The 12,146-nt window shown below is 72.8% G+C and carries 13 protein-coding genes; 10 read left to right on the top strand and 3 right to left on the bottom strand.

Annotated elements, in window-relative coordinates; all coding sequences use genetic code 11:
- The first annotated feature begins 124 nt into the window (after positions 1-124).
- From PV796_RS35235 to PV796_RS35190, 10 genes are all read left to right on the top strand, one after another.
- Positions 125-1,582, top strand: coding sequence for a 2-hydroxymuconic semialdehyde dehydrogenase (locus PV796_RS35235; RefSeq protein ID WP_274917803.1), 1,458 nt, complete (start codon positions 125-127; stop codon positions 1,580-1,582).
- A 14-nt stretch (positions 1,583-1,596) separates the two neighbouring features.
- Positions 1,597-2,433 carry a 2-keto-4-pentenoate hydratase gene (locus PV796_RS35230; protein WP_274919357.1) on the top strand — a complete coding sequence of 279 codons (837 nt, stop codon included), beginning with the start codon at positions 1,597-1,599 and terminating at the stop codon, positions 2,431-2,433.
- Entirely contained in the window at positions 2,430-3,185 is a 756-nt protein-coding gene (locus PV796_RS35225) for a 2-keto-4-pentenoate hydratase (RefSeq protein ID WP_274917802.1), read from the top strand. The genes PV796_RS35230 and PV796_RS35225 overlap by 4 nt, the downstream gene beginning before the upstream one ends.
- Positions 3,182-3,613, top strand: a complete 432-nt coding sequence (locus PV796_RS35220) for a RidA family protein (RefSeq protein ID WP_274917801.1) — start codon at positions 3,182-3,184, stop codon at positions 3,611-3,613. Before PV796_RS35225 ends, PV796_RS35220 begins: the two co-directional genes overlap by 4 nt.
- 52 nt (positions 3,614-3,665) lie before the next feature.
- A complete protein-coding gene (locus tag PV796_RS35215; protein ID WP_274917800.1) occupies positions 3,666-4,244 on the top strand; it encodes a 3-hydroxyanthranilate 3,4-dioxygenase in 579 nt (192 codons plus the stop codon).
- Positions 4,245-4,351: 107 nt separating this feature from the next.
- The gene (locus tag PV796_RS35210) at positions 4,352-5,404 is read left to right on the top strand and encodes an amidohydrolase family protein (protein WP_274917799.1); all 1,053 of its coding nucleotides are present in this window, start codon (positions 4,352-4,354) and stop codon (positions 5,402-5,404) included.
- The gene (locus tag PV796_RS35205; protein WP_274917798.1) at positions 5,401-6,327 is read left to right on the top strand and encodes an acetaldehyde dehydrogenase (acetylating); all 927 of its coding nucleotides are present in this window, start codon (positions 5,401-5,403) and stop codon (positions 6,325-6,327) included. The genes PV796_RS35210 and PV796_RS35205 overlap by 4 nt, the downstream gene beginning before the upstream one ends.
- Entirely contained in the window at positions 6,324-7,376 is a 1,053-nt protein-coding gene (gene dmpG, locus PV796_RS35200; protein WP_274917797.1) for a 4-hydroxy-2-oxovalerate aldolase, read from the top strand. The genes PV796_RS35205 and dmpG overlap by 4 nt, the downstream gene beginning before the upstream one ends.
- 118 nt (positions 7,377-7,494) lie before the next feature.
- Positions 7,495-7,866 (top strand): ATP-binding protein, encoded by a 372-nt coding sequence (locus PV796_RS35195; RefSeq protein ID WP_274917796.1) that lies wholly within the window; start codon positions 7,495-7,497, stop codon positions 7,864-7,866.
- A 189-nt stretch (positions 7,867-8,055) separates the two neighbouring features.
- Positions 8,056-8,946 carry an RNA polymerase sigma factor SigF gene (locus PV796_RS35190; RefSeq protein WP_274917795.1) on the top strand — a complete coding sequence of 297 codons (891 nt, stop codon included), beginning with the start codon at positions 8,056-8,058 and terminating at the stop codon, positions 8,944-8,946.
- 91 nt (positions 8,947-9,037) lie between these two features.
- Here PV796_RS35190 and PV796_RS35185 read toward each other — a convergent pair whose 3' ends face one another.
- The 3 genes from PV796_RS35185 to PV796_RS35175 all read right to left on the bottom strand — a co-directional run bounded on the left by PV796_RS35185 (position 9,038) and on the right by PV796_RS35175 (position 12,067).
- Positions 9,038-10,207 carry a macrolide family glycosyltransferase gene (locus PV796_RS35185; protein ID WP_274917794.1) on the bottom strand — a complete coding sequence of 390 codons (1,170 nt, stop codon included), beginning with the start codon at positions 10,205-10,207 and terminating at the stop codon, positions 9,038-9,040.
- Between the two features lie 135 nt (positions 10,208-10,342).
- The gene (locus tag PV796_RS35180) at positions 10,343-10,552 is read right to left on the bottom strand and encodes a hypothetical protein (protein ID WP_274917793.1); all 210 of its coding nucleotides are present in this window, start codon (positions 10,550-10,552) and stop codon (positions 10,343-10,345) included.
- Between the two features lie 93 nt (positions 10,553-10,645).
- Positions 10,646-12,067, bottom strand: a complete 1,422-nt coding sequence (locus PV796_RS35175; protein ID WP_274917792.1) for a lanthionine synthetase LanC family protein — start codon at positions 12,065-12,067, stop codon at positions 10,646-10,648.
- Positions 12,068-12,146 lie beyond the last annotated feature (79 nt).

Below are 12,146 nucleotides of genomic sequence, written 5' to 3'. Positions count from 1 at the left end.
CCCGAATCGCTATACCTGTCTTGCGAATTGGTATTGGACGAGCATATCTCGGGCGACGAATGATGAGCGCACGGACCGGCGGGCGAAACCGGTCCGGGAACCACCCGAGAGGAGCGGTATCAGTATGCAGCCGGCGCACTACATCGGCGGGGCGTTCCAGCCCCCGGAGCCCGAGGCCACCGGTGGCGGCTTCCCGCTCGTCGACCCGGTGAACGGGACGGTCGTCGGACGGGTCCCGGAGGCGTCCCGCGAGACGGTCGACGCGGCGGTGCGCGCGGCGCGCCAGGCGCTGCGGGGCCCCTGGGGCCGGGCCGGGGCGACCGAGCGGGCCGCCGCGCTGCGGATGATCGCCGACGGCATCGAGCGGCGCTTCGAGGCGTTCGTGGCGGCGGAGTCGGCCGACACCGGCAAACCCCGCGAACTGGCCGCCACCGTCGACGTCCCGCGCGCCATCGGCAACTTCCGCGCCTACGCCGACCTGCTCTACGGCCAGTCGGAGCGCGCCTACCTCACCGACGTGCCCGGTTGGAGCGACGGCACCGGACAGGCGCTGAACTACACCGTCCGCCGCCCGCTCGGCGTGGTCGCCGTGATCGCGCCGTGGAACCTCCCACTGCTGCTGCTCACCTGGAAGGTCGCCCCCGCGCTGGCGGCCGGCAACGCGGTGGTCGCCAAGCCCTCGGAGGAAACCCCCTCGACGGCGACGCTGCTGGCCGATGTGATCGACGAAGTGGGGCTGCCGGACGGCGCGTTCAACGTCGTCCACGGGCACGGGCCGGGCGCCGCGGGCGAGTTCCTCACCGCGCACCCGGACGTGGACGCCATCGCCTTCACCGGCGAGTCGGCCACCGGCGCCGCCATCATGCGCGCCGCCGCCGACCACGTCACCCCGGTCTCCTTCGAACTCGGCGGCAAGAACCCGGCGTTGGTCTTCGCCGACGCCGACCTCGACGAGGCGGTGGCCGGCACGCTCCGGTCGGCGTTCACCCACTCCGGACAGATCTGCCTGTGCACCGAGCGGGTCTACGTCGAGCGCCCGGTCTTCGACCGGTTCGTCACCGCACTGGGCGCGCAGGCCCGCAAGCTCTCCGGCTACGGGCCGATGATCTCCGCGCGCCACCGCGACAAGGTGCTGTCGTACTTCAAGTCGGCGGTCGAGGAGGGCGCGACGGTCGTCGCCGGCGGCAGCGCCCCGGTCTTCGGCGACGACCGCGACAACGGCTTCTACGCCGAGCCGACCGTGCTCACCGGACTGCCGTCGACCGCCCGCGCGGTCACCGAGGAGGTCTTCGGACCGGTCTGCCACATCGCCCCCTTCGACACCGAGGAGGAGGCGGTCGAGCTCGCCAACGACAGCCCCTACGGCCTGGCCGCGACGGTGTGGACCCGCGACCTGTCCCGGGCGCACCGGGTGGCGCCGCGCATCGAGGCCGGCATCGTGTGGGTCAACTGCTGGAACCTGCGCGACCTGCGCACCCCGTTCGGCGGCCGGAAGGCGTCCGGCGTCGGCCGGGAGGGCGGCCAGCACTCCCTGGACTTCTTCTCCGAACCCACCAACATCTGCGTCCGGATCGGGGCGTGAGCGCCGTGACGACCATGGCCACCGCCCTCGACATCGGTGTCGGCGCCGCCGCCCGGCGCCTGCTCGCCGCGCACGCCACCCGGACGCCCTGCGACCCGGTGCGCGAACTGATCGACGGCCTGGACGAGGCGTACGCGGTCCAGGAGTGCCTGACCCGCTCCTGGTTGGCCGCCGGCCGCCGACCCGTCGGCCGCAAGATCGGCCTGACCTCGCCCGAGGTGCAGCGCCAACTCGGTGTGAACAGCCCGGACTTCGGCACGCTCTTCAGCGACATGGCGGTCCCGGACGGCGCGGAGATCCCGGCCGGCGCGGTACTCCAACCCCGCGCGGAGGCCGAGGTCGCCCTCGTACTGGAGCGGGACCTGACCCACGAGCGGCACACCGTCGCCGATCTGCTGCGCGCCACCGCGTTCGCGCTCCCCGCGATCGAGGTGGTCGGCAGCCGCATCCGCGACTGGGACATCCTGCTGACCGACACCATCGCCGACAACGCCTCCAGCGGAATGTACGTACTCGGCAACCGCCCGACCCGCCTGGCCGACCTGGACCTGCGGTTGTGCGGCATGGTCCTGGAGCGCCGGGGTGAGCAGGTGTCCACCGGGACCGGCGCGGCCTGCCTGGGCCATCCCCTCAACGCCGCACTGTGGTTGGCCGACACCCTGGTGCGGTTCGGCCATCCGCTGCGGGCCGGGGACACCGTGCTGACCGGCGCGCTGGGCCCGATGGTCACCACCGCCCCCGGGGACGTGCTGGAGGCCCGGATCGAGGGCCTCGGGGACGTGAGGGTCGCGTTCGCCCGCGACGAGAGGGCCGACGAGGACGCCACGCACCAGGAAGGCGGCACCGCATGACCGACATCCAGGAGCTCGCCACCACGCTCGACGACGCGGCGCGCCGGGTGCGGGCGATCGCCCCGCTCACCGAGGCCGGGCCGCTCGACATGGCCGACGCCTACGCGGTCCAACGGGCCGTCCTCGCCCGCAAGTCGGCCCGCGGCGAGCGGCTGATCGGCGTCAAGATGGGCTTCACCAGCCGCGCCAAGATGGTGCAGATGGGCGTCGACGACGTCATCTGGGGACTGCTGACCGACGCCATGCTGGTGGAGTCGACGCTGGACCTGAGCGGCCTGATCCAGCCGCGGATCGAGCCCGAGATCGCGTTCCTGATAGGCCGCCGGGTCCACTCGGCCGCCGAGGCGGACGCCGCGGTCGCCGGCGTCGCGGTCGGCTACGAGGTGCTCGACTCCCGCTACCGCGACTTCGCGTTCACCCTGCCCGACGTGATCGCCGACAACGCCTCGGCCGCGGCCTTCGGCCTCGGCCCCTGGCACGACCCCCGCGACCTCGGTGGCATCTCCAACATCGGCCTGGTGATGGAGATCGAGGGACGGCTCACCCAGACCGGCTCGTCGGCCGCGATCCTCGGCGACCCGATGCGCTCGCTGCGCGCCGCGGCCCGCCTCGCCGAACAGGCCGGCATGCCACTGGAACCGGGCTGGGTGGTGCTCGCCGGCGCCGCCACCGCCGCCGTCCCGCTCCCCCGCAACGCCCACGTCCGCATCTCCGGCGCCGGCCTGGGCAGCGTGGCGGTGACGACGGCATGAGCGACGCGATCCTGGTCGAGGGCAAGGCCGCACCCCGCGGACGCTTCCCGCACCTGCGCCGGGCCGGCGACTTCGTCTTCGTCTCCGGCACCAGCTCCCGCCGGCCCGACGGCACCATCGCCGGCGCAGCGGCCGACGGCCTCGGCGTCACCCGCGTCGACATCCGCGAGCAGACCCGCGCGGTGATCGAGAACCTCCGCGACCTGCTGCGGGCGGCCGGCGGCGACCTCGGCGACGCGGTCAACCTCACCGCCTACCTCGTCAACATGCACGACTTCGGCGGCTACAACGAGGTCTACGCCGAGTACTTCGACGAGTCCGGGCCGGCCCGTACCACCGTCGCCGTCCACCAACTCCCCCACCCCCACCTGCTCGTCGAGATCGCCTGCACCGCGTATCTTCCGCGCCGGGCCGGCCGACCGGAGTGACCGGTTCGCGTACCGCGCCATCGGCCCACGAGTCCCTTAGGAGGGCGAGAGGATGACCCTGCCCAAGCTGTCGTCGGGAGTGCCGTTCAACTTCGAGCGGTGGATCGAGGAACACCGCGCGTTGCTCCGGCCGCCGGTCGGCAACGTCCAGGTCTGGCAGGACAGCGACCTGATGGTCACCGTCGTCGGCGGCCCCAACCAGCGCACCGACTTCCACGACGACCCGATCGAGGAGTTCTTCTACCAGCTCAAGGGCAACATGGTCCTGCGGGTCATGGAGGAGGAGGGCAAGCCCCCACGCGACGTGCAGATCAACGAGGGCGACGTCTTCCTGCTCCCGCCGCACGTGCGGCACTCGCCGCAGCGGCCCGAGCCCGGCTCGATCGGGCTGGTGGTGGAGTTCGCCCGACCCAGGGGCAGCAAGGACGCCTTCGAGTGGTACTGCACCGAGTGCTTCCACCTGGTCTACCGCGCCGAGCTCCAACTCCACTCCATCGTCAACGACTTGCCGCCCCTCTTCCGCGGCTTCTACGCCGGCGAGCGCAACTGCCCGCGCTGCGGGGCCCGCCACCCCGGCGAGCAGTGGCCCGAGCACCAACGGCCGCAGACCCGGGCCCGCGCCCGCGACTGATCCCGGAGACCGCCCCCTCTCCCGCCCCGACCACGGGGCCCCACGCCCCCGTGGGCGGGCCAGGCACCCCCGGCCGGCCCGCCCACGGGCCTTCGAAACGGAGTCCCGTGACCGCCACCGACACCCACCCCGACCCCACGCCCGTCATCGACGTCCACACCCACTTCTTCCCGCGCATCTCCCGCGCCGAGAGCCGCATCCTGGCCGGCGCCGGGGAGCCCTGGCTGCGGGAACTGGCCGACGGCGGCGGGATGATGATGAGCGGCGCCGACGACTACCGGCCGGTCCGCCCCGAACTGTGGGACGCCGGCGCCCGGTTGGCCGCCATGGACCACTCCGGCGTCGACGTCCAGGCGGTCTCCTCCACCCCCCTGCTCTTCGGCTACTCCGCCGACCCGGCCCGCGCCGTCGACTGGTGCGAGCTGGTCAACCAGCGCATCCTGGACTTCTGCGGACAGGCGCCGGACCACCTGTTGCCGCTGTGCCAAGTCCCGCTGCAGCACGCCGAGTCGGCCGCCGCGATGGTCACCCGGGCGAAGGCGGCCGGCCACCGCGGCGTGCACATCGGCAACCACGTCGGGACCCGCTACCTCGACGACGCCGACCTGCTGGGCTTCCTCGCACACTGCGCCGACGTCGACATGCCCGTCCTCGTCCACCCCTGGGACATGCTCGGCGCGGACCGGATGGCCCGCGGCTACATGCTGCCCTGGCTCGTCGGCATGGCCGCCGAAACCCACCTCACGCTGCTCTCGCTGATCCTGTCCGGCGCCTTCGAGCAACTGCCGCGTTCGCTGCGGCTGTGCTTCTGCCACGGCGGCGGCAGCTTCGCCTACCTCCTCGGCCGGGCCGACAACGCCTGGCACCACCGCGACATCGTCCGCAAGGACTCCCCCCACCCGCCCTCGGCCTACACCGACCGCTTCTTCGTCGACTCCGCGGTCTTCGACCCCAAGGCCCTGCGACTGCTGCTGGACGTGATGGGCACCGAACGGGTCATGCTCGGCACCGACTTCCCCTTCCCGCTCGGCGAACAGGAGCCCGGCGCGACCATCCGCGGCTGCACCGGCCTGACCGACGCCGACCGCGCGGCACTCCTCGGCGGCAACGCCCGCCGCTTCTTCGCCCCCGCGCCGACCACGGAGGCACAGGCACGATGAGCCCCGCCCCGCACCGCACCAAGGTCGCGATCCTCGGGTCCGGCAACATCGGCACCGACCTGATGATCAAGGTGCTCCGGACCTCGGACGTACTGACCGTCGCCGCCGTCGCCGGCATCGACCCGGCCTCCGACGGACTGGCCCGGGCCCGCCGCCTGGGCGTGCCCACCACCCACGACGGCATCGACGGCCTGCTGGCCCGGCCCGACTTCGACGAGATCGCGATCGTGCTGGACGCCACCTCCGCGGCCGCCCACCGGCACCACGCCGCCGCCCTCGCCCCGCACGGCAAGCAACTGATCGACCTCACCCCGGCCGCCCTCGGCCCCTACGTCGTCCCACCGGTCAACCTCGACCGCCACCGCGCCGCCCCGGACCTCAACATGGTCACCTGCGGCGGCCAGGCCACCGTCCCGATCGTCGCCGCGGTCTCCCGGATCACCCCCGTCCGCTACGCCGAGATCATCGCCTCGATCGCCGCCCGCTCCGCCGGCCCCGGCACCCGTGCCAACATCGACGAGTTCACCGAGACCACCGCCCGCGCCCTCGAAGCGGTCGGCGGCGCGGCCCGCGGCAAGGCCGTCATCGTCCTCAACCCCGCCGACCCGCCGCCGGTGATGCGCGACACCGTCCACTGCGTCGTCGACGACCGGGCCGACCCCGCCGCGATCACCGAATCCATCGACGCCATGGCCGCCGAGGTCGCCGCCTACGTCCCCGGATACCGCCTCAAGCAACGCGTCCAGATCCGCCCGATCGGCCCGGCCGACCCGCTCACCACCCTCGCCGGCGGCACCGGGCGGCTCGTCTCCGCCTTCCTCGAAGTCGAGGGCGCCGCCCACTACTTGCCCGCCTACGCCGGCAACCTGGACATCATGACCTCCGCAGCGCTGCGGGTCGCGGAAAGGCTGGCCACCCGATGACCCACGACCTCTACGTCCAGGACGTCACCCTCCGGGACGGGATGCACGCCATCCGGCACCAGTACGGCACCGACCAGGTCCGCGCCATCGCCGCCGCGCTGGACGCCGCCGGCGTCGACGCCATCGAGATCACCCACGGCGACGGCCTGGCCGGCTCCAGCATCAACTACGGCCCCGGCGCACACACCGACGAGGAGTGGATCGCGGCCGCCGCCGACGTCGTCCGGCGCGCCACCCTCACCACCCTCCTCCTGCCCGGCATCGGCACCCTCGCCGAACTCCGCCGCGCACACGCCCTCGGCGTCCGCTCCGTCCGCGTAGCCACCCACTGCACCGAGGCCGACATCGCCGCCCAGCACATCGCCACCGCCCGCGAACTGGGCATGGACGTGGCCGGATTCCTGATGATGGCGCACCTCGCAGACCCCGCGACCCTCGCCACCCAGGCCAAGCAGATGGAGTCCTACGGCGCCCACTGCGTCTACGTCACCGACTCCGGCGGCCGGCTCACCATGGACGGCGTCCGCGACCGCATCCGCGCCTACCGCGACGTCCTGGACGCCGACACCGAGATCGGCATCCACGCCCATCACAACCTCGCCCTCGGCGTCGCCAACTCCGTGGTCGCCGTCGAGCACGGCGTCCGCCGCGTCGACGCCTCCCTCGCCGGCATGGGCGCGGGCGCCGGCAACTGCCCCCTGGAGGCGTTCATCGCCGTCGCCGACCTCATGGGCTGGCGGCACGGCTGCGACGCCTTCCGGCTGATGGACGCCGCCGACGACCTCGTCCGCCCCCTCCAGGACCGGCCCGTGCGCGTCGACAGGGAAACCCTCTCCCTCGGCTACGCCGGGGTCTACTCCAGCTTCCTCCGGCACGCCGAGGACGCCGCCCGCCGGCACGGTCTGGACACCCGCAGCCTGCTGGTCGAGGCCGGCGCCCGCGGCCTGGTCGGCGGCCAGGAGGACCTGATCGAGGACATCGCCCTCGACTTGGTACAACGCCCCGCGCGGACACCGGCCGCCGAGGCGCCTCCCATGCCCCGGGCATAGGGCGGTCAGCGGCCCGGCGCCCCTGCCCGTGTGGCAAAGTGGATCGGGGATGCACGTTTCGCGCCACCGCGGGTACACGCTCCCCAAGGTCGGATCCGCACCGCCAGGGAGGTGAACGGTGGCTTGCACAGCGGAACTCCCCGCCACGTCGGCAGAGGCACGTGACCTCGTCGACGCACTGCTGCGCGCCTGCCACCAGGGCGTCGACGAGATCGTGGTGGCCGACGCCCTGCTGATCACTTCGGAGTTGGTCACCAACGCCCTGCGGCACGCGGGCGGGGTCACCGGCTTCACCGCCCGCATCACGGGCGGACGTCTCGAAGTGACCGTCGAGGACGCCAGCCCGCTGCGCCCCAGCGCCCCGGTCGACGCCCGCGACGGCCGGGTCGGCGGCTACGGCTGGTCCCTCGTCCACCGGCTCGCCACCTCCGTCGCCATCACCTCCACCACGGCCGGCAAGGTCATCCACGTGGCACTGCGACTGATGTGACGTCGATTACGGTCCCGGCACCGACCGCATCGAGCCGAACGCGGCGGTCCCGGCCAACAGCCGCCACCCATTGGCCGGTTTTGGCCCCTCGATCCCGACGGAATTCGCCACCCTCCGTGCATGCCCGGGTCCACTTCGGGTAGACGGCGGCTCAGGTGCCCGCGGGGGTCGGGCTCGGAGGGAGGCGTGATGTCCGTCGTGATCAGCAGCAGGCCGCTGTCGGTAGGCACTGCGGAGCTCGGCGGCCTACCGGAGATACGCCGCCCCACCACCATGGCGCCCCGGGACGCCCGCGAGCTCTCCAAGCTGTTCTTCGCCCGGCTCCAGGAGCTCGAAGAGGGCACCCGCGCCTACCAGTACGCGCGCAACACCCTGATCGAGATGAACATGTCGATGGTGCGCTACGTCGCCCGCCGCTACCGCCACCGCGGCGACGACATGCAGGACATCGTCCAGGTCGGCACCATCGGCCTGATCAAGGCCATCGACCGCTTCGACCTCGCCAGGGAAGTGGAGTTCTCCACCTTCGCCGTCCCGTACATCCTCGGCGAGATGAAGCGCTTCTTCCGGGACACCGGCTGGGCGGTGCACGTCCCCCGCCGCTTGCAGGAGCTGCGCACCGAACTCGCCAAGGCCAAGGAGCAGTTGCACGCCAGGCTGGACCGCGACCCGTCCGTGGACGAGCTCGCGACGCACCTCCAGCTCCCGGAGGAGGAGGTGATCGAGGGCCTGGTCGCCGCCAACGGCTACGCCGCGGACTCCTTGGACACCCCGACCAACCCGGACTCGCTCGGCCCTCGCCGCACCCTCGCCGATGTCGTCGGCGACGACGACCCGGCCCTGGAGACCGTCGAGGACCTGCACGCCCTCGCGCCGCTGTTGCGTCAACTGGCGCCCCGGGAGCGCCGGATCATAGAGCTCCGCTTCGGCCAGGAGATGACCCAGTCCGAGATAGGAGCGGAACTGGGCGTGTCCCAGATGCACGTCTCGCGGCTGCTCAAGAGCACCCTGAGCACGCTCCGCACCGGCATGCTCAGCGACTCCGAGCCCGACCCGGAGTCCACCACCCCCATGCCCTGAGCCGACCGGCCCGCCCCGGGAACGGGGCGGGCCGATTGACCGTTCGACGCCGGCGGCACCGGGCGGCACCACCACTCTGTTGCGTTTCCGCTCAGCGCAGGTACTCCTCGACCACGTCCGCGCCGCGCGCCGCGCCGCCGCTCTCCCGCACGACCTTGCGCATCCGGGCGAGGTTCGCGCGGACCGTGGGGTCGGTGGCGACCCGGGCGACCGCGGCGCGCAACGACTCGGCCGTCACCGTGCGCGCGTCGAGCTGCTCGCCGAGGCCGAGTTCCACCACCCGCCCGGCGTTGGCCGCCTGTTCGGGCATCTGCGGCACGGCGATCAGCCCGACGCCGTAATACAGCGCCTCCATCGTCGAGTTCATGCCGGTGTGCGAGACGAAGGCGGTGGCCCGCTGGAGCACCGCCGGCTGCGGGAACCGCGCACGGACGTCGAACGACGGCGGTACGGGCCCCAGCGCGGCGGGGTCCAACTCACCGATGGACATGGCCACGTGGTACGGCTCGTCCGCGAAGGCTGCTATGCAGGTGCGGTAGAAGTCGGGCCGGTCGTTGAAGACCGTGCCCAGGGATATGAACAGCACCGGCGCCTCGGGGTCCGGCGGCGACCAGGGCTCGTCCTCCCGGCTCCCCAGCGAGGGACCCACGAAGTGGAAGCGTTCGTCGAAGGAATCGCCGGCGGGCTGGAACTCCCTTGGTACCGCTACCAGGTTGACCTCCTCGACCACGTCCAGGAGGTTCGCCGGGTCGAGGGGGACGCCGTACTCCGCGGCGAATTCCTCGCAGCCGGGGCCGAGCGCCGCCGGGAGCGGATTCTCGCCGCCGGGCCCCTTGAGGAACTGGGCGAACAGCGAAAAGGTCTCGTTCGACGCGAAGTTGGGGATCAGGCGGACGGCCGGCAGTCCCAGTTGTTCGGCGACGATCCTGGCGGGCCAGTTCACCATGTCGTAGCAGATCGCATCCACCGGCTCGGCGGTGCAGTGGTCCCGCAGCACCGGGTAGGTGGCGCGCATCCCCGCGAAGAGGTGGCGCATGAAGACGCCGAAGGTTTCGGGGCCGAAGTCGCCGGGCGGCGCGATCCGTTCGACCGGCGGGAGTTCCACCCAGCGGGCGCCGGACCTGGTGACCGCATCGGCGTGTTCCGCGCTGGTGGCGTAGTCGACGCGATGGCCCCGCCGGACGAGTTCCTCGACCAGGGGAAGGGTGGGGTTGACGTGCCCGTGACCGAGAAGGGCCACGAAGAGCAGATGTTTCGCCATGTCGAAAATCCTAGCGACCCCCGGATTTTCGCCCCGGCCCCTGCCTCCCGCCCGCTCCCTCCCGCCTGCTCCTCCGTCCGCCTCATCCCTTCGCTGTCCGGCAGTTCACCGTTCTGTGGCTCACTGTTCGGTCGCTCACCGTTCGGTAGCCCACTGTTCCGTCGGCAGTCGGCGCACCAGATTGCGCGCCAAGTGCCGTGCGGCGTGCGCCCCTTCACCGTTTCCCGCGGCCAGCAGACGCAACAGCTCGATCGCGGCCCGGGCCTCCCGCACGGTCAGCAGCGGAAGCCGTTCCTCGTCCAGATCCACCACGCCGTCGACGAGGCTGAGAAGGCGGTCATTCACATCACTCATGGTCGGGTTAACGCCCACTTACTTGTGCGGTTACGGTCGGGTGAACGGCGCGGCTAGCGGGCCGCACGGTGCCGCCGGGCGCGGTCATCGCAGGCCGAGGCACGGGAGCCAGCCGCGGCCGCCGGTGCCGGTGGCAGTGGTGGTGAGGACCGCGCTCAGGGTGCCGCAGGCGCCGCTGAGCAGGGCCGTGCGCTCCTCCCCGAGCGCACGGGTCTGCGACCGCCGCCGGTCCAGGTGCTCCAGCAGTCGCGCGCGCAGCGCGGTGGCGGAGGGGAGTTGGGCATGGCGGTGCAGCGCGTCGGCGACGGCCAGGACCCCGGCGGCGCCATGGCAGAGGCCCAGGCGGTCGCCGAGGTGGTCGCCGAAGAGGTGGAACTCCTCGTCGTAGCCGGCGACGAGACTGGCGAAGGCCGCGGCGGCGAACTCCCGGTCGTCGTGGTCGTCGCAGGCGTCCGCGGCGTCCCACAGCGCCCAGGCGACGCCGGGGTTGCCGTAACACCACGCCTGTCTGCGGCGGGCCCCGTCGGGCGGAGCGGCCCCCAGGCCCGCACCGTCCCAGGAGCGCACGCCCCGCGCGTCGACGAACGCCTGCCGCCGCAGCCAACGGCGCACCCGCCGCAGCGCCGCGACCAGTTCCGGCAGGTCTTCCGGCGCTCCGCTCGGTGCGACTCCCGGTCCATCGGCACCCGACCGGTCTGCCCGGCCCGCCTGGCGGACGGCCACGGTGAGGGCCACCAGCACGCCGGCCGCGCCGTGTCCCATGCCGGTGTTGATCCGGCCGTGCAGCCAACCCAGTTGGGGATGTCCGGGGTAGTGCGTGCGCAGGCCGTCGAGTTCCGCGGTGGCGCACAGCGCGGCCAGGCACCGGCCCAGGCGGGCCAGCGCCTGGGAGTGGTGCGGGCCGGCACCGTCGGGGTGGTCGGGCCGGCCGGGGGCCGCGACGCTCATGGCGAGCAGGGTGCCTGCGGGGCCGAGGATGAGGTCGTAGTCGCGGAAGGTGACCGCGCCGCGGGTGGCGCGCGCCGCCTCGGTCGAGGCCCGTTCGAGGAGTTGGCCGGCCAGGCGGTCGGCGACCGGATGCAGCGCGGGGTGGAGGGTGGCTGCCTGGCGCAGTCCGACCAGGGTGCCGGCCAGTCCACCGTCGTAGAGCCCCGGATGACTCATCCCGCGCCCGGCCCCGCGGGCCCACAACGCGGTGGCGCGGGTGGCCACGGCGGTCGCGGAGGGAACCTCGGTGGTGCCGGCCAACAGATGGGCGAGGACCGGGACTCCCGGGTCCGACGGATGGTCGCTTCCGGAGGCCGGTGCCTGGCCGGCGGCCGTCCGTTCGGACCACCGGTCGAGCAGCCACACCGCGTCCTGGAGCGCATGTGCCCGCCAACCCGCCTCCGGACCGAAGGGCCGGGCCAGGCGGGTCGAGCCGATCGGTCTGGTCGGGGGCGTCGGGCGGCCGCCGGACGCGTCCTGCGGCGCGGTGGCGGGGCCCGCGGTGGGGTGGTCGTGCATGGTGTCTGGCGTCCTTCGGAGGGAGAGTCGTCCGGCGGCGAAACCACCGGACGACTCGATCAACCGGTCTTCTGGAAAG

The sequence above is a fragment of the Streptomyces sp. WZ-12 genome (assembly GCF_028898845.1).
Classification (GTDB): domain Bacteria; phylum Actinomycetota; class Actinomycetes; order Streptomycetales; family Streptomycetaceae; genus Streptomyces.
This window is presented reverse-complemented; position numbering and strand designations above follow the sequence as displayed.